The sequence below is a fragment of the Pseudomonas carassii genome, from assembly GCF_036324045.1.
GTDB lineage: Bacteria > Pseudomonadota > Gammaproteobacteria > Pseudomonadales > Pseudomonadaceae > Aquipseudomonas > Aquipseudomonas peradeniyensis.
Map to the genome: position 1 here is coordinate 1 of NZ_JAZDCT010000018.1, position 19651 is coordinate 19651.

The 19651-nt window shown below is 67.8% G+C and carries 6 protein-coding genes; 5 read left to right on the forward strand and 1 reads right to left on the reverse strand.

The window, feature by feature from the left end; all coding sequences use genetic code 11:
* Positions 1-169 precede the first annotated feature (169 nt).
* From V0R62_RS14830 to V0R62_RS14850, 5 genes are all read left to right on the forward strand, one after another.
* On the forward strand, positions 170-1318 hold the full coding sequence (locus tag V0R62_RS14830) for an LLM class flavin-dependent oxidoreductase (RefSeq protein ID WP_330104266.1): 1149 nt from the start codon (positions 170-172) through the stop codon (positions 1316-1318).
* A gap of 11 nt (positions 1319-1329) precedes the next feature.
* Positions 1330-2397 (forward strand): ABC transporter substrate-binding protein, encoded by a 1068-nt coding sequence (locus V0R62_RS14835; protein ID WP_330104267.1) that lies wholly within the window; start codon positions 1330-1332, stop codon positions 2395-2397.
* Complete coding sequence (locus tag V0R62_RS14840) at positions 2394-3452, forward strand: ABC transporter substrate-binding protein (protein WP_186713457.1); 1059 nt, start codon at positions 2394-2396, stop codon at positions 3450-3452. Before V0R62_RS14835 ends, V0R62_RS14840 begins: the two co-directional genes overlap by 4 nt.
* Positions 3453-3634: 182 nt before the next feature.
* Positions 3635-5875 (forward strand): TonB-dependent receptor, encoded by a 2241-nt coding sequence (locus V0R62_RS14845; RefSeq protein ID WP_330104268.1) that lies wholly within the window; start codon positions 3635-3637, stop codon positions 5873-5875.
* Between the two features lie 133 nt (positions 5876-6008).
* A complete protein-coding gene (locus tag V0R62_RS14850) occupies positions 6009-8450 on the forward strand; it encodes a TonB-dependent receptor plug domain-containing protein (protein WP_330104269.1) in 2442 nt (813 codons plus the stop codon).
* 66 nt (positions 8451-8516) lie between these two features.
* Here the strand turns inward: V0R62_RS14850 and V0R62_RS14855 are convergent, their stop codons facing one another.
* On the reverse strand, positions 8517-19343 hold the full coding sequence (locus tag V0R62_RS14855) for a peroxidase family protein (protein ID WP_330104270.1): 10827 nt from the start codon (positions 19341-19343) through the stop codon (positions 8517-8519).
* Between the last annotated feature and the right edge of the window lie 308 nt (positions 19344-19651).

Below are 19651 nucleotides of genomic sequence, written 5' to 3' on the forward strand. Positions count from 1 at the left end.
CCTACAGGGGGATTGCGTTCCCTTGCTGCTCACCGGGCAATGGCTGCTGCCCGACTGCTGCCACAGCAGCACCCCAGCCTCGCCAGCCCACGCGGATCCGGCCCTGCAGCGCCATGGCACAGCCGTTGCACCACCCTGCCCATCGACAACCTCCCCTTCAGGAGCCTCCATGACCACCGAATTCTTCTGGCGCCTGCCCCTGGGCACCGACGGGCCGCAGCTGTCCACCGACCGCCACACCCGTGGCAACCCGCAGCACCGCCCAGGCCACATCGCCCCCGGCCGTCTGCCCAACGGCGAGGCCGACGGCTTCACCTACATCGACTATATCGCCCAGGTGGCCAAGGCCGCCGAGCTGGCCGGTTTCGAAGGCGCCCTGCTGCCCACCGGCCCCGAGCCGTGGATCGCCGCCGCGGCGCTGGCCCGCGAGACCCGGCGCATCCGCTTCCTGATCGCCTTCCAGGCCACCTGGACCCTGCCCGCCTACGCCGCGCAACAGGCGGCGATCCTGCAGAACCTCAGCGGCGGGCGGCTGGACTGGAACATCATCACCGGCGGCAACCCGGCCAGCCAGCGCGCCAACGGCGACTTCCTCGAACACGACCTGCGCTACAAGCGCACCGGCGAATTCCTCGACGTGATCCAGGGCCTGTGGGCCAACGACAGCTTCTCCTACGAAGGCGACATCTACCGCCTGGAGCACGGTAGCCTGCCGCCGGGCCTGGCCCACGAGCGCAAGCCCGGGGTGTACTTCTCCGGCTTCTCCGACGCCGCGCTGGAGGTCGCCGCCCGCCACGCCGACGTCTACCTGAACTGGGCCGAGCCGATCGACAAGCTCAAGCCGCATCTCGAACGGGTGCGCGAACTGGCCGACAAGCAGGGCCGCACGGTGCGCTTCGGCCTGCGCGTCGACCTGTTCGCCCGCGAAACCGAAGAGCAGGCCTGGCGCGAGCTGCGCCAGCAGTTCGAACGCCTCGAAGGCAAGAGCAGCGCCATCGCCAAGGGCTTCGTCACAGGCTCCGACTCGGTCGGCGGCGCCCGCCAGGCGGCCTATCACCAGCACCTGCAGGACTTCGACGAACTGAAGCTGGCGCGCAATCTCTGGGCCGGCTTCGCCAAGGCCAAGCCCGGCCCGACCGTGGGCCTGGTGGGCAGCCACCAGAACATCGCCGAGCGCCTGGCCGAATACCGCGACGCCGGCTTCTCGACCTTCATCCTGGCGGCCAACCCGCACCTGGAAGAAGCCCTGCGCATCGGCCAGGAAGTCCTGCCGCTGGTGCAGCAAGCCGCCGCCGCTCCGCTGAAGGCCAGCGCCTGAGGAGAACGACCATGAGCCAACCCCTCGACACCCTCTGGTACACCCGCTGTCCGGTGCCCACCGGCCTGGGCATCGCCGTGCAGCAAGGCTGGCTGCAGCAGGACCTGGCGGCCCTGGGCACCCGCGTGCAGTCGCTGCGCGAAGCCGACGAGCAGGCCGTGCGCGAATCGCACTTCGACCACACGCTGCGCAACTCGGTGCGCCACGGTGGCAGCATCCCGGCGATCTGGGCCCGCGCCCAGGGCCGCGAGACCCGCGTGATCGGCCTGTCCTGGGCCGACGAGGCGCAGCTGATCCTGACCCGCCCGGACAGCGCCATCCACAGCGTGCAGGATCTCAAGGGCCGGCGCTTCGGCCTGCCCGACTGGAGCGCGGCGCAGATCGACTTCACCCGCGCCCAGGCCCTGCGCGGCCTGGAAAACGCCCTGAAGCTGCATGGCCTGCAAGTGGGCGACCTGCAACTGGTCAACTACCGCTACCAAGGCACCTTCAGCGACCGCCCGGTGCGCAACGTCGCCGGCACGCCGGTGTCCACCGGCCAGGACGAAGGCCGCAACCTGGAGCTGGCCGGCCTGCTGCGTGGCGAGGTGGATGCGATCTTCCTCAAGGGCGCCAGCGCCGTGCAACTGGCCCACGCCTTCGGCCTGCGCACCGTGATCGACACCGGCAGCCACCCCGACCCGCTGATCCGCAGCAACAACGGCACGCCGCGCACGCTGGCCGTGGACAGCCATCTGCTCGAACGGCACCCGCAGGTGACCCGCACGCTGCTGGCCAGCGTGCTGCGCGCCGAGCACTGGGCGCAGCAGCACCCGGACGAGACCCGCCGCTACCTGGCCCGCGAAACCAACAGCAGCGAATACTGGGTCGGCGTGGCCTATGGCAACGACGCTCACCTGCGCCTGCGCACCGCCCTGGACGAACAGGCCATCGACGCGCTGCAGGATTTCGTGCAGTTCCTCGCGCGCTGGCGCTTCATCCCGACCAGCTTCGCGGTGCGCGACTGGATCGACCGGCAGCCGCTGGACGCGCTGCTTGCCGCCCCTTCTGCCATGGACAGGAAACCCATCGCCTTATGAGCAAGCCTCTGGAAACCCTCTGGTACACCCACAGCCCGGTACCCACCGGCCTTGGCATCGCCGTGCAGTCCGGGCGCCTGGCCCAGGCCTTCGCGCCGTTCGGCACGCGCATCCAGTCGCTGCGCGAGTCCAGCGAGCGCGAGGTGCGCGAGGCCCACTACGACCACCACCTGCAGAACTCGGTGCGCCATGGCGGCAGCATCCCGGCGATCTGGGCCTACGCCAGCGGCGTCGAGACCCGGGTGCTGGGGCTGAGCTGGATCGACGAGGTACAGCTGATCCTCACCACCGAAGAGAGCGGCGTGCGCGGCATCCGCGACCTGAAGAACCGCCGCTTCGGCCTGCCCAAGTGGGCCAACGTGCAGATCGATTTCACCCGCGCCCAGGCCCTGCGCGGCCTGGAAAACGCGCTCAAGCTCGAAGGCCTGAACGTGGCCGACGTCGAGCTGGTCGACTACCCCTACGGCGGCACCTACAGCGATGAGCCCAAGCAGCATTTGTACGGCTCGGAGGTGGCACTGGACACACGCCGTGTGAGCCGGCGCAACAACGAGCTGATCGGCCTGCTGCGCGGCGACATCGACGCGATCTTCCTCAAGGGCGCCCACGCGGTGCAGCTGGCCCACGAGTTCGGCCTGCGGGTGGTGGTCGACACCGGCAGCCACCCCGACCCGCTGATTCGCAGCAACAACGGCACGCCGCGCACGCTGACGGTGGACACCCACCTGCTGCACGAGCATTTCGAGGCCAGCCGCACCCTGGTCGATACCGTGCTGCGCACCGAGCAATGGGCCTGGGCCAACCCCGAGGACACCCGGCGCTTTCTCGCCCGCGAGCTGAATACCAGCGAGTACTGGGTGGCGGCGGCCTATGGCGAGGATGCCCACCGGCGCCTGCGCACGGCGCTGGATGGACGCTCCATCGCGGCGTTGCAGGATTTCAGCGAGTTCCTTCATCGCTGGGGGTTCATCCCACGGCGTATCGATGTACGCGAGTGGATCGATTCGAGCGTGCTGGAGCAGGTGATCGGTTCGACATCGCGATTGGCTGTCTGAACCTGCAAGGGCATTGGGGCAGCCCTGCTGCCCCAGCAACACCCGCCAAACACCCCACTGCTGCACCATCCACACCGGCCCCTTATAAATCGAATAAATACCAATAAAAACAATATCTTATGAGCTTGGCACAGTCCCTGCTCTGTCCTCCCCAACAACGCTTTCACTCGGGGAGACTCCACATGCACCAGCGCCATCCACTAGCCCGCCAGATCAGCCTTGCGCTGCTGCTGGGCAGCACCGCCAGCCACACCTTCGCCGCCGACGACAACAAGACCGAGCCGGCCCTGGAGACCGTCACCGTCACCGCCCAGCACCGCGAACAGACCCTGCAGGAAGTGCCGGTGGCCGTCTCGGCGATCAAGGGCACGCAACTGGTCGCCGACGGCGTGCGCTCGATGGGCGACATCACCACCTTCGTGCCCAACGCCTCGGCCAAGAACCCCGACGGCGACGGCCGCCCGCGCTGGTACATCCGTGGCCTGGGCACCGGCGACACCGGCGCGGCGACGGTCTACCCGGTGGGCATCTACGCCGACGACGTCTACCTCAACGCGCCCATCGCCGGCGGCGGGCCGCTGTTCGACCTGGAACGCATCGAGATCCTGCGCGGCCCGCAAGGCACCCTGTACGGCAAGAACACCACCGCCGGCGCGGTCAACGTGATCTCAAAGAAACCGACCTTCGACACCGACGGCTATGGCACGGTCGGCTTCGGCAGCAAGAACGAGCGCATCCTCAACGGCGCCCTCGGCGGTACCCTGGTGGACGAGAAACTGGCTGGCCGAGTGTCGCTGTATTCCGAGGAACGCGACGGCTTCCAGCACAACGACTTCGATGGCAACAGCTACGGCGACGTCAACAAGAAGGCCGTGCGCCTGCAGTTCCTCGCCCAGCTCAACCCGGACCTGGACGCCCTGCTGAAGATCCACAGCCGCCAGTTCAAGGGCGACGGCAGCAACGGCTCGCTGCCGGTGGGCCGTTACTACAACGTCGGCTACCAGCGCCCCAATGGCCGCGACATCTCCCTCAACGTCAACGAGGACTACCGCCTCGACCACGACGGTGCCTCGCTGACCTTCAACTGGTACCTGGGCGACTACACCCTGACCTCGATCAGCGCCTACGACTACATCCGCAACCGCTCCACCACCGACGCCGACTACACACCCTACGAGGTCAACGGCGCCGCGATCACCGACAACAGCTACCGCCAGTGGTCCCAGGAACTGCGCCTGGCCTCGCCGGAAGACCGTCCGCTGCACTGGCTGCTCGGCGCCCACTACTTCCACGAAGACCTCGACAGCGCCTCGCAGCGCATCGTCACCCCGGGCCCGACACCCAACGGCAGCGGCTCCAACCAGGTCGGCGCCACGGCGTTTCGCGACCTGGGCTTCGACCACCGCACCGACAGCTATGCGCTGTTCGGCAACGTCACCTATGACTTCACCGACGACTTCAGCGTAACCGGCGGCCTGCGCTGGACCCAGGAGAAGAAGGACATTGACCTGGACCTGGTGCAGCTGACCCGCGCCAGCGCCAACGGCCCGCTGATCCCCATCGCCGGCGCCGGCAGCAACGGCAACCGCCAGCAAGACAAGACCTGGGAAGCCTGGACTTACGACCTGACCCCGGAATACCGCATCAACGACAACTTGCGGGTGTTCTTCCGTTATGCCCATGGCTTCCGTTCCGGCGGTTTCAACACGGGGCTTTCCACCAGCCTGGCACAGCTGACCACGGTCGATCCGGAAGAGCTGGACGCCTACGAACTGGGGCTGAAGTCCGAGTGGTTCGACCGGCGCCTGACGGTCAACGCCAACGTCTTCTACTACGACTACTCGGACATCCAGGTAAACCTGCTGACGGTCAACAACGGCGTGCTCACCACTGCCTTGACCAACGGCGCCAAGGGCAAGGTCAAGGGCGCCGAGCTTGAGATCGAGGGCCAGCCCACCGAGCGCCTGCACCTGCGCGCGGCCGTGTCGTTCCTCGACACCGAGTACACCGACTTCAAGAACACCAACCCCACCACCGGCGCGGTGACCGGCGACTACAGCGGCAACAGCTTCGTGCGTTCGCCGCGCAACGTGGTGTCGCTGGGCGCCGACTACACCCTGCCGCTGGACGTGCCCGGACGCGTGGTGGCCGGGGGCGACGTGAGCTTCCGCGACAAGGAGTACTTCCTCGCCGACCGCCAGAGCAGCGCCGACCAAACCCTCAGCCAGCCGCACTACACCCTGGCCAATGCGCGCCTGAGCTGGTTCAGCGCCGACGACAAGCTCAGCGTCAGCGGCTTCGTCAACAACCTCACCGACCGCCGCTACCAGGTGCATGGCCGGCCCAACGGTGGTGCCGGGCAGTACGTGATCACCTATGGCGACCCGCGCACCGTGGGGATGAGCGTTACCAGCCGGTTCTGATTTTTCTGCCCCCTGGGGCCCTTTCGCGGCACAAGGCCGCTCCTACAGGGTTTGCGCGGCCCCTGTAGGAGCGCGTCGGACCGGCTGGAAAGGGCCTCGCAGAGGCCCTATTGCCCTTCAAAAGGACACCCCCATGCCCCACCACACCCCCTTGGCCCTGAGCCTGGCCATCGGCAGCCTCGCCGTGCCCGCGCTGGCCGCCGAATCCACCGACCGCCTCGACACCGTGGTCGTGGTCGGCACCCACCGCAGCGACCTCACCGCCCTGCAAAGCGCCGCCCCGGTGGACGTGCTCAGCGGCGAAAAACTCCAGGAAACCGGCGCCCGCGACCTGTCCGGCGCCCTCACCGCCCTGTCGCCCTCGTTCAACTACCCGCAATCACCACAAGGCGCCTTCGCCGGCTCCATCGCCCAGGGCGCCTCGCTGCGCGGCCTGGCCTCCGACCAGGTGCTGGTGCTGGTCAACGGCAAGCGCCGCCACACCAGCGCCAACGTCACCCGCCAGGGCCTGGCCAACGGCCGTGGCGCGGCGGCGGTGGACCTGAGCCTGATCCCGCTGGCGGCGGTCGAGCGGGTGGAGATCCTGCGCGACGGCGCTGCCGCCCAATACGGCTCTGACGCCATCGCCGGGGTGATCAACATCGTGCTCAAGGAGCGCGACCAAGGCGGCAACCTCGGCTACCGCTTCGGCGGCTACGACAAGGGCGACGGCCTGCAGCGCAAGCTCAGCGGCTGGAAAGGCTTCGCCCTGCCCAATGACGGCTTCCTCACCCTGGCCTTCGATGCCGGCAGCCAGGACCCGGCCAGCGACACCCGCGACGACAACCGGATCTTCTACCCCGGCTCCACCAGCACCGCGACCCCGCGCGAGCAGAACAACCGCTACCGCAACTGGCGCTGGGGCTCGGGCAATGTCTCGGACCAGTACAACTTCACCGCCAACGCCGAAATGGGCCTGGGCGATGGCCTGAGCGCCTACGGCCTGGCCACCTACGCGCACAAGAACACCGACGCCGAGAACTTCTTCGACCCGCCCACCACCCTGCGCAGCAATTACGGCAGCGTGGCCCTGGCCCGCTACCCGGACGGGCGCCTGCCGATCACCCGCTACGGCCTGGAGGACTACGCCGTCACCGGCGGCCTGCGCTACGAGGACGAGACCCTCGGGCACTTCGACCTGGCCCTGAACCATGGCAACAACCGCGTCGACTCCACCGACCGCGACGCCATCAACCCCAGCTGGGGCACGGCCAGCGCCTCGACCATCTACACCGGTCGACGCGAGGCCGACCAGACCAACCTGACCCTGGACTGGACCCGCGACTTCGCCACCGACCTGCTGTTCAAGCCACTGACGGTGTCCGCCGGCCTGGCCTGGCGCGAGGAAAACTACCAACTCAGCGCCGGCGACGCCCAGGGCTGGCAGAACGGGCCGCTGTTCAACACCGTCGACCCGCTGACCGGGCGGCGCATCCCCGGCTACTACTCAGGCATCACCCAAGTCGACGCCGCCTCCCTCGACCGCCGGGTGATCGGCGCCTACTTCGACCTCGAAGGGCAGATCACCGAGCAATTCCAGGCCGGCTTCGCCCTGCGCAGCGAGCATTACTCCGACTTCGGCGACACCACCAACGGCAAGCTGTCGCTGCGCTACGACTTCACCCCCGAGATCGCCGCGCGGGCCAGCGCCAGCACCGGCTACCGCGCGCCGTCGCTGGTGCAGTCGGGGCTGTCGTCGTTCAGCGTGCAGGTGGTCGAGCAGCCGCCGGGCAGCGGCAACTGGGTCGAGGTGCAACAGCGCACCCTGCGCGCCGACAGCCCCGAGGCGCGGCTGCTGGGCGGCAAGGCGCTCAAGCCCGAGGAGTCGACCAACTTCTCCGTCGGCCTGGTATGGCGTCCGCTGGCCAACGCGTCGCTGACCGTCGATGCCTACCGTATCGATATCGACAACCGCATCACCCTGTCCGACCAGCTGCCGGCCTCGGTGGTCGGGCCGATCTTCGCCGGCACGCCGTACGCCAATATCCAGAGCGCGGCGTTCTACAGCAATATCGCCGACACCCGCACCGACGGCATCGAACTGGCCGGGCACTACCAGCTCGACCTCGGCGCCTGGGGCCGGCTGGACCTCAACGGCGGCTATGCGCGCACCAACACCCGCATCACCGGGCTGGACGATGTCGGCGGCATTGCCGGCAACCAGATCATCGGCCGCAACACCCAGGGGCTGATCGAGGACGGCACGCCCAAGGACAAGCTGACCCTGAGCGCCAACTGGCAGTACCAGGGCTGGAACGTGACCGTGGCCCAGCGCCGCTACGGCGAATGGCAGAACCGCAACGCCGCCAACCCGGCGCTGGACCAGACCTTCGGCGCACAGTGGGTGACCGACCTGGACGTGGCCTACCGTTTCGGGCTGGGGCTGACCTTGTCGGTGGGGGCGATCAACCTGTTCGACAGCCACCCCGACAAGCTCGAAGGCGCGCAGCTGTACGGCGTGCCGAAGTATTCGATCACCAGCCCCGAAGGAGCGCAGGGGGCGTTCTACTACACCAGCCTGAGCTACGATTTCTGATGGCCCATCGCGGGCAAGCCCGCTCCCGCAGGAGCGGGCTTGCCCGCGACATCGGCACACTTGCCCTCAAGACGCTAGGATGAAGTCCGCCACCGTCACGCTGGTCGCATCCCCCACCCCGACCAGGCGGATGGAGTCAGGCCCACCGAAACTGACCAGCGTATCGGCGCCCACATCGGCAATGCTGACACTGACGGCAAAGCTCGCCGCGGTAATGCTCAGCGCCGTGATATCCAGCCGGTCCTGGCCGCCTGCCGGGGCGGCATCGAAGCCGAACACCTGGTCGGTGCCGAAGCCTGCGGCGAACTGGAAGATATCGTTGCCGTCGCTGGCCACCAGCGAGTCATTGCCGGCACCACCGCTGACGATGTCGTCACCGGCCCCGCCATCGACGAAGTCGTTGCCGTTACCGCCCTGCACGACATCGTTGCCGCCACCGCCCAGCACCGTGTCGTTGCCGTCGCCACCGACCACCACATCGATGCCGACGCCACCGTCGAGGTTGTCGTTGCCCGCCCCGGCCTGCAGCGTGTCGTTGCCGACACCGCCATTGAGCGCGTCATCGCCCTCCCCGCCGTCGAGGCTGTCGTCGCCGCCCCCCCCGTTCAGGCTGTCGGCGCCGAGGCCACCGATCAGCTGGTCGTTGCCGGCATCGCCGTTGAGCGTGTCGTTGCCGGCGTTGCCGACCAGGGTGTCGTTGCCGCCGTCGCCACTGAGGGTGTCGTTGCCGGCACCGCCGGTGATGACGTTGTTCAGCCCGTTGCCAGTGCCGACGAAGTTGCCGACGCCGGTGTAGGTCAGGTTCTCGACGTTGGCGCTCAGGCTGTAGCTGGCCAGCGCGGTCAGCACGGTGTCGATGCCGCCGCCACCCGCCTCGACCACCACATCCGACGTGGAGTCGACGATATAGGTGTCGTTGCCGGCACCACCCACCATCCGGTCACCGCCTGCACCGCCATTGAGCTGGTCGTTGCCGGCCCCGCCGGTGAGGGTGTTGGCCAGCGCGTTGCCGGTGCCGGTGAAGTTGCCGCTGCCGGTGAAGGTGAGGTTCTCGACGTTGGCGCCGAGCTGATAGCTGAGCAAGCTGGTCTGCACCAGGTCGGTACCGCCACCGACTGCCTCGACGACACTGTCGCCGGCATTGTCGACCACAAAGGTGTCGTTGCCCAGGCCGCCGTCCATGGCATCCGCGCCAACGCCACCGTTGAGAGTGTCGTTGCCGTCCTCGCCGAACAGGAAGTCACCGTCGTCACCGCCGTTGAGGAGGTCGTTGCCCGCTCCACCAAACAGCTGGTCCACCGCGCCCAGGCCATTGAGCGTGTCGTTGCCGCCCAGGCCGCGCAGCACGTCGTTGCCAGCGCCGCCGGTGAGGGTGTTCGCCGCGTTGGTGCCCACCAGGGTGACGCCGGTCAGCAGGCGCACCGCCGTGGTCGCGGCGGAGGTGACGGTTTCCTGGGCGCCGAAACCGTCGGTGTAGCGCACGATCACCCGCAGTTGCTGGTTGCCCTGGGCGAAGCCCGGGGTGTAGCTCGCCGTGGTGGCGCCGGCGATGTCGACGAAGTTGCCGCCCACGCCCTGCTGCCACTGGAAGCTGAAGGCGCCCAGCCCGTCGAGGTCGGCGATACCGGCGGTCGAGGCGGTCAGCAGCTGCCCCTGGTCCGGCGTGGTGTCGCTGATCAGCACCGTGCCGGTCGGCGCGTCGTTGACGTTGGCCACCGGTCCGAGGATGTCGGAGGCGGCGCGCTCGGCCACGCCGAAGGTGTCCACGTAGCCCACCTGCACCCGGACATGCTGGCCGACCTGGGGCTGGCCAAGGGTGAAGGTACTGGCGGTGGCACCGGCGATATCGACCCAGCCCGCGCCGTTGTTCATCTGCCATTGGAAGGTGAACGGCGCGCTGCCGATGCCGTCGGCGTCGACGATGGTCGCCGGGTTGGCGCTCAGCACCTGGTTCTGCACCAGCAGCCCGGCCACGGCGGGCCCGCTGCTGGGCGCGCTGTTGGCCGAGGAGTCGACGATCTCCAGGGTGCCCTTGGCATCCTGGTACACCGCCCGCACGCGGATGTTCAGGCCGGCGACATCGTCCGCCACCCGGTAGGTGCTGCCGATCGCCCGCGAGACCTCGCCGGCGGCGACGAAGGTGATGTCCTCGTAGACGCCCGTGCCGGGGATGTTCTCCACCTGCCAGTAGTAGGCCACCGGCCCGCTCAGCGCGCCGCTGGGGTTGCTCGCGCTCTGGTTGTCGGCATCGTGCACCGCCAGGTCGCTGACCCGCAGCAACTGCCCGGCCACGGGCGTATCGTCGCGCAGGCCGGTGGCATCGTCGACGATCGCCAGGTGGCCGCTGGGGCCATTGTTCACCGCGCTGCCCACGCCGGAAGCCTGGGCGCCGTCGGCGAACTGCAGACGCTCGATGCCGGTCAGGCGATCGACACCGTCGCGTCCGACCACCGTGTCGGTGACGATCACCGTGTTGCCTTCGACGACGATGCGGTAGTCAGTGGCGATACCGGAGAACAGCGCGGTGTCGTATTGGTCGGTACCGCTGAGGATCTCCCGCACGATCACCAGCTGGCCGGGGTTGTAGGTGCCCTTGAGCATCAGCGGCACCATCGGCTCCATGCTGTCGAACGAGGCGATTTCCGGCCCGCTGCCGTCGCTGTTGGCACGCACGCTGATGCGCACGTTCAGCCACTTGTCACCGTCGAGGATATCGTCGCCACCACGCCCTTCGATCAGGTCGCTGCCACTGCCGCCAAGGATGATGTTGCCACCGTCGTAGAAGGTCGCACCGACGGGCAGCAGCCCGGCCAGGCCGTTGATCAGGCTGATGTTGGTGAGCACGCTGCCGGTGGCCCCGGCGGTCGGCAGCGAGGTGGCGTCCTCGTTGTCGCCGCGCAGGAAGTCACCGTGCGCCGAGCCCGACAGCCCTTCCATGATGTCGAAGCGCACCAGCGCCGAAGCCCCCGAACCCGGTACCGGCGGCACATCGAAGAAGCGGTCGCTGTAGTCGACGGTCACGCCCTGGGCCAGGCCCTTGAAGGTCGCCCAGTCATAGCCGGAACCGCCAATGTAGCGATCACCGAAGCCGAGGCTGCCGACCATGATGTCGTCGCCGCCTTCACCGTTGAACTTGTCGTTCTCGTTGCCGCCGACGAACACGTCGTTGCCGATCACCGGGTCGTTGCCGAGGGGGTCGAAGTTGTCGCCGGGAGCGCCGTCCGAGGTGCCCTTCTCGATCCAGTCGTCGCCTTCATTGCCCATGTCCTGCTCGTTGGCCTTGCTGCCGAGGATGAAATCGTTGCCCTGGCCGCCGATGGCCTCGGAAGCATCCTCGCCGGTGACGATGAAGTCGTTGCCGAAGCCGCCGATGATCAGGTTGACGCCATTGCCGCCATGCAGCACATCGTTGCCGTCACCGCCCTGGATGTTGTCGTCCCCCCCCATGTCGCTGATGATGTCGTCGCCGGCACCGCCGCGCAGCTGGTCGTTACCGTCGCCGCCTTCGATGCGGTCGTTGCCGCCGTCGCCCCAGACCGTGTCGTCGCCTTCGCTGGAAACGAGGATGTCGTCGCCCTGGGTGCCGCCCAGCACGATGTGCTGGTCACCGGCATAACGGATGTAGTTGCTGTCGGGCCCGGCGGTCAGCGGGCTGTCGCGGAACACCACCTGCTGGCCGTTGTCGCCGAGCGGGTCGGCGTTGCCCAGGCCGTCGTTGTACTGCTTGCTGCGGTCCAGCTCCAGGTAGAACCCGGGGTCGGAGAACACCAGGCCCGGCAGGTGCGTGGCCGAAGTGTTGGCCATGATCAGCTTGGCGAACGAGTTGCTTTCCAGCTCGGCGTTCATCGACAGGCCGGCGGTGCGCTCCAGGTAATAGAAGCGGTCGCCGTCCTGCAGTTTCTCCAGCTGGTTCTCGAACACGAAGTTGAAGGTGCTGCCGAGCATGCCGCCGAACGGGGTCTTGGCCTCGGCCAGGCCGCCAATCCACAGGTCGATGGCATCGACGCCGGTCACGGTCACGCCCTTGAGGTCATCGACGCTGCCCAGCACCCCGTCCTTGCCCGCCAGCGTCACGTTGGCCCAGCTGCCGCTGCCGTTGAGGAAGTCCAGGCGGTCGGACGGCGCGTCCGCGCCACCGAACACCAGGGCCAGGGCGGCGGCGCGCTTGCCGTCGAGGGTGGTGGCCGAGGTGATGGAGCCGTGGGTGCCGTAGGCGGCGATGAAGTTGATCAGCGATTCCGGGTGCTTGAGGTGCTGCACCAGGTCGACCCAGCTGGTGTAGGGCTTGAGCTGGGTATCGCCGGTCTGCCCGAAGATGTCGCGGCGCACGGCGTTGAGCGAGGGGATGCCGACATCGCGACCACGGGCGATATTGATCGCCGGCAGGTCCAGCGGCAGGCCGAGCAGGTTGTTGCGCAGCGCCTCGGTGACGAACTCGTCGATCTCGTTGCCGGCCTGGCGGGTCACCCCGCGCACGATGGCGCTGGTCGCCTCCTCGGGGGTCACGCCGCTGGCGGCGTAGGCCAGCGGGTTGAGGAACGCCGCGATCAGGCCCATCTGCTGCTCGGGGTTGGCGCTGGCCGGGTCGCCGATCACCTTGAAGTCGATGTCAAAGCGGTCGACGGTTTCGGTCAGCATCGAGTGGCCGAAACGGTACACGGTGTGCGCGAACTCGGCGACGATCGAGGCATCGAGGTCGACGTCGTAGACCTGGGTCGGGGCGAAGAACAGGTCGACGCGCGGCTGGATGGTCCGGGCGAACTCCTCGAACACCAGGTGCTGGTACTGCATCTCGGTGCCGAACTTGGCCGCCTGGAACAACCGCTCGCCGTTCCACACCAGGGCGTCGATCTCGGCCTGGCTGGCGGGCAAGGCGCTGACCGGGGTCAGCAGCCACTCGTTGAGGAAGGCCAGGTCGCCCGAGTCGAGCACGGTGTCCTGGGTCTGCGCCACCAGCCGGTTGTGCTCGGAATGGAAGATCGCATGCACCGCGGTCAGGCCGATGTTCTCGTTGACCCGGCCATCGCCGGCGATGTAGTGGGCGTCCAGCAGCTCGTTGTCGTAGGCCAGATTGGCGCCGGTGTGCGGGTTGACCGGCACTGCGTTGCCGGTGGCGCTGTCGGCATCTGGCGCCAGCACGCCGCCGATGGACACCGGCACGGCATTGTGGGCGATGTCGGCGAGGAACTGGTGGCCGGTGCGCACGGCGTTGGCCAGGTCGATCGGCGCCAGCGGGTTGCCTTCGACCAGCACATCGTCGGCGGTGCCGCCCAGGCCGTCGGCGCCCTTCATCACCACCATCGGATAGCCATGCGGCCCCTTGATGAAGTTGCCGTAGGCATCGGTGGCCAGCAGCGGCACGTTGTCGACGTCGGCGTCGGTCAAGTGGATGCCGAGGATGTCGTTGGCCTGGGCCTTGACCACCTTCCAGGTGGCCATGCCACCGATCTCGCTGTCGTCACCGGTGCCGAACTTGCCGTCGGCGCCCAGGTCGCGGTTGGTGATCAGCCGGCCGGTGGCGATGGGGCCACTGGCGGTGAGCTGGTAGCCGCGCAGGAAGACCTGGTGCGAGGGGTGCGAGCTGTAGGTCTGGTTCTGGTCGACGAACGGCGTGGTGGTGTTGGTGTGCTCGTGGATGTCGTCGGCGTTGCCGAGGATGCCGTCCGGCCCCGGCAGGTTGGTGGCCCGGGTCAGCACCATGAAGTTGGCGGCGCCGCCCGGCACGTACAGCGGGTCGTCCGGCTGCAGGGGTATGAAGATGGTTCCTGAACCGCCCTTGGTGACCAGGTCCAGGCCGTGGTCGAAGAACTGGCCGAAGAAGGTCATCCAGGCGTTGAACGGCGCCGACAGCCCGGCATCCGCCGAGGTGTTCTCGAACAGGAAGACATCATGGTCGTCGCCGGTGCCGAACTGGCCATCCATGCCTGGGCTTGCGACCACCCGCACACCGTCCTTGAGCTGGTCGTCGTTGCCCGGCGTGCCAAAGTCCAGCACACCGTTGGCCCCGGGGTCGTAGGCGCTGGCGTAGGCCGCCGGGTTGTTCGAGGTCTGGTCGACGATCAGGTTGCTGATGGTGCGCGGCTCCGAGTCGAACACGTAGCCGCTGGTCTGCTGGTACGACGAGCCGGGGATGGCCGGCGAGCCGGGGCCGAAGAACCCGGCAGGCGCGCCCTCGGCGGCGTTGAACACCGGGTCGGTCAGGCGCGGGAAGACATTGTCGGCGGCGCCATACTCGGTGTGGTCATGGCCATTGAGGTTCATCAGGTTGTTGTTCGAACCATCGACCGCGCGCAGGCCCAAGGGCGCGCGAATGTTGGGGATCAGCGAGAGGATGTCCTGCCCGGCGGCATCCGCTTCGGCAATCTTGATCTGGGCGAGGATGAAGTTGAGGTCGGAGCGGACCATGTGCAGGCCCTCGCCTCCCGCACTGGCATCGACCACCGGCGTGGGCGCGGTAGGCACCACCGGCGCACCGGCCTCGACCACGCTGGTGGGCGCGGAGAATAGCACCTCGGTGGTGCCGTGGGCGTCCTGGTAGATCGCCTTGACCCGCAGCGACAGGCCGACCAGGTCCGGCGACACCTTGAACGCGGTGCCATCGGCGCTCTGGAACGCCAGGTCGCCGGCCGGCAGCAGGATGATGTCCTCGAACACGCCGCTGCCGGGGTCGGCCTCGAACTGCCAGTAGTAGGACACCGAGGCATTGGCCAGGGTGCCCAGCGGGTTGCCCGCCGTGACGTTGTCGCCGTCGCGCACCCCGGCCATGCTCACGCTGAGGATATCGCCCACGGTGATCGCGCCACCGTTGCCGTCACTGAGGCTCGGGCTGCCAGTCGGCTGCGCGTTCAGGCCCGGCACCAGCACGCGCTGGGCATCGGCGAACTGCAGGCGCTCGATGTGCAGCAGGGTATCGGTGCCGTCACGCCCGGCCACGGTATCGGCCACGGTCCACACATCGTCCGCCAGGTCGGCGGTGCCGCGGGTGTCCTGGGTCACCACATACTCGGCCTGCACCCCGGAGAACACCGCGGTGTCGAAGGCCGCGCCGCCAGTCGAGGTGCCGGGCAGGATTTCCCGGATGGCCTTGAGCTGGCCGGGGTTGTAGGTGCGGTCGAGCATGAACGGAATCATCTCGACCATGCTGTCGAAACTGGCGATTTCTGGCCCTGTGTGGTCGACGTCATCGGCGGCGTAGACCGCGATGCGCACGTTGAGCCACTTGTCGCCGTCGATCAGGTCGTCGCCGCCACGGCCCTCGATCAGGTCGCTGCCATTGCCGCCCAGCAGAATGTTGCCGGTGGCAAAGCCCGTGGTCGGCAGCCCCGCGTCGGCGAGGAACTGCGCCAAGCCGCGGATCAGCGCGACATTGCTCAGGGCGCTGCCGGTGGTGCCACCATGGTTGAGGATGGTGACCGCATCGACGTCGTCGCCCTTGAGCACGTCGGCGAAGCGCGAACCGGACAGTCCCTCGACCTCGGCGAAGCGATCGAGGATCGAGGCCGGCGAGGCACCGACCGGGTTGAACACCCCGGCGTTCTGGTTCGGCGCGTTGCCATGGGGCTGCGCCAGCGCGGCCAGGCTCAGGTCGGCGGTGACGCCGACCTGGTCGTTCTTGTAGGTGATCCAGTCGAAGCCGGACATGCCGTCCATCTTGTCCTGGGCATCGCTGCCGACAAAGATGTCGTCGCCGCCCTCGCCGATCATTTCGTCGAAGCCGCCGCCGCCGACGAAGATGTCGTTGCCCACCACTTCATCGGTGAGCAGCGGCGCGAAGTTGTCGCCCGGCGCGCCGTCCTGGGTGCCTTTCTCGATCCAGTCGTCACCTTCGTTGCCGGTGGGCGGCAGGTTGGTCTTGGCGCCGAGGATGAAGTCGTCGCCCTGACCGCCGAAGGTGGTGCTGATGTCCTCGGTGGTGATGATGAAGTCCTGGCCGTCGCCGCCGAGGATCAGGTTGCCGGCGGCGAGCATGCTGCCGGCGACGATCACGTCGTTGCCGGCGTTGCCTTCCAGGCGGTTGTCGCCGAACGAATCGGTGATGATGTCGTCGCCTGCGCCACCGAGCACGGCATCGTTGCCGGCGCCGCCCTCGAGGTAGTCGTTGCCGCCATCGCCATAGAGCGTGTCGTCGCCTTCGCCGGAAAGGATGATGTCATCGCCCGAGGTACCGCCGAGCACCACATGGTCCTCGCCGGTGTAGTGCAGGTAGTTGCCGTCCGGCCCCACGGTGTCGGGGTTGTCGCGAATGACCAGCGGCACGATCTCCACGCCGTTGATCTCGATCCCTCCGGTGGGGTCGGCGCGACCGTCGCCGCCAAGGCCGGTGAACTGGTTGGCCTGGTTGACCTCGAGGGTGAAGGTCGGGGTGAGGAACACGGTGTTGGACAGGTGGGTGACATCGGAGTTGGCCATGATCAGCTTGGCGAACGAGTTGTTCTCCAGCTCCGCGCCGAAGTTAAGGCCGGCGGTACGCGACAGGTAATAGAAGCGGTCGCCGTTCTGCAGGGCCTCCAGCTGGGTCTCGAAGACGAAGTTGAAGGATGAGCCGAGCATGCCGCCGAAGGGCATCTTCTGCTCGGCCAGGCCGCCGACCCAGAAGTCGATGGCGTCGACCCCGGTCACCGTCACCCCGGTCAGGTCGTCCGTGGTGCCCAGCACGCCATCCTTGCCGGCCTTGGTCACGTTGGCCCAGGCGCCGCTGCCGTTGAGGAAGTCCAGGCGGTCGGACGGCGCGCCGCTGCCGCCCAGCACCAGGGCCAGGGCGGCGGCGCGCTTGTCGGCCAGGGTGGTCGCCGAGGTGATCGAGGCGTGAGTGCCGTAGGCGGCGATGAAGTTGACCAGCGACGCGGGGTGCTTGAGGTGGTCGGCAAAGTCGACCCAGCTGATGTAGGGCTTGAGCTGGCTGTCGCCGGTCATGGCGTAGAACTCGCGCCGCGCCTCGTTGAGCGAGGGAATGCCGGTGTCGCGGCCACGGGCCAGGTTCAACGCCGGCAGGTCCAGGGGCAGGCCGAGCAGGTTGTTGCGCAGCGCCTCGGTGACGAATTCGTCGATCTCGTTGCCGAGCTGGCGGGTCACGCCACGGATGATCGCCCCGGCCGCTTCATCGGCGGTGGCGCCGCTGCCGGCGAAGGCCAGCGGGTTGAGGAAGGCGGCGATCAGGCCCAGTTGCTGGTCCGGGTTGTCCGGATCGCTGAGGATCGGGTTGAACGCTGGGTCGAAGCGGTCGACGGTCTCGGTCAGCATCGAGTGGCCGAAGCGGTACACCACATGGGCGAATTCGGCGAGGATCGCCGGGTTGATCGAGGTGTCGTAGCCACTGGGGGCGAGGAACTCGTCGATCTGAGGCTGGATGGTGCGGGCGAACTCCTCGAACACCAGGTGCTGGTACTGCATCTCGGTGCCGAACTTGGCCGCCTGGAACAGGCGTTCGCCATTCCACACCAGCGCCGCTACCTCGGCGGGCGTGGCGGGCAAGGCAGCCACATCGTCGATCAGCCACTCGTTGAGGAACGCCAGGTCGCCCGAGGCGAGGATGGTGTCCTTGGTCTGCTGGACCAGGCGGTTGTGCTCGGAGTGGAACACGTGATGCACGGCGGTCAGGCCGATGTTCTCGTTGACCCGGCCGTCACCTGCGATGTAGTGGGCGTCGAGCAGTTCGTTGTCGTAGGTCAGGTTGTTGCCGCCCGGGCCCATGGGCTGGGCATTGCCCACGGCACTGTCGGCATCGGCCTGCAGCACCCCGCCGACCAGCACCGGCTCGGCGTTGTGGGCGATGTCGTCAAGAAAACCATGGCCGGTGCTCACGGCATTGGCCAGGCTGATGGGCGCGGCGCGGTTGCCTTCGACCAGCTGGGTGACGTCGTCGGCGGTGCCGGCAATGCCGTCGGCGCCATTGCCCACGCGGATCACCACCTGCGGCATGCCGTTGGGTCCGCGCAGGAAGTTGCCATAGGCGTCGGTGGCCAGCAGTGGCACCCGGTGCACGTCGGCGTCGGTCAGGTTGATGCCGAGGATGTCGCGGGCCTGGGCCTTGACCACGGCCCAGGTGGCCATGCCGCCGTTCTCGCCGTTGCCATCGTCGCTGGTGCCGAACTTGCCATCGGCGCCCAGGTCACGGTTGGTGATCAACCGCCCGGTGGCCACCGGGTGACCGGCCGCGTCGAGGGCGTACTCGCGCAGGAATACCTGGTGCGAGGGGTGCGAGCTGTAGGTCTGACTCTGGTCGACGAAGGGCGAGGTGGTGTTGGTCTGGCCATCGTCGGCGGTACCGACCACGCCATCGGCACCGGCACTGCGTACCGCGCGCGGCAGCACCATGAAGTTGGTCGGGCTGTTGGCCACGTACAGCGGGTCGTCCGGTTGCAGCGGGATGAACACCATCTGGCTGCTGCTCTTGGTGACCAGGTCCAGGCCGTGGTCGAAGAACTGGCCGAAGAAGGTCATCCAGGCGTTGAAGCCGGCGGTCAGGCCGGCGTCCGGCGACTGGTTGGGGATGAAGAACACCTCTTTGTCATCGGCGGTGCCGAACACCCCGTCGATGCCGGGGCTGAGCACCGGAGCGGCGCCGCCGTTGGCGTCGACCGCGGCCGGGTTGTTGGCGGTCTGGTCAACGATCAGGTTGCTGATGGTGCGCGGCTGGCTGTCGCTCACCGTGCCGGTGCCGGCATACGCCGCCCGGTACTGGGCATCCATCAGGCGCAGGAAGGCGTTGTCCGAGGCGCCGAACTCGCTCTGCCCGGTCACCAGGTTGTTGTAGCTGCCGTCGACGGTGCGCAGGCCGAACGGCACCTGGCTGTTGGGCAGCAGGTCGATGAGGCTGGCGCCCTGGGCGTGGGCCTCGGCGATGAAGATCTGCTGGAGGATGAATTGCAGGTCGGACTTGCTGAAATTGGCCATGATGGCTGACCTCTGTCTGTCGGGAGCGAGGCGCAGGCGCCCGTCGCGCCCGGTCGGTGGCGTGCACGGTCATGCGGTTGGTTTTTTATGGCGAATACAGGCGCGCGACAGCGTTACCCGTCATGCGGGCTACGTGCCTCGGATTCGCGAAGGTTCAGGGCTCGCCGTCGCTCAGGCGCGGCGCTCCCCGGCCCGGGGCGGGCCATGGTTTCTCGAATGGCAGGGGAACGTCCTGTAGAGCCCATTCACTCGGTACAAGAACAGGAGACGAGTCATGTTCTGCTCCCACAGGAATGTCACAAGGATTC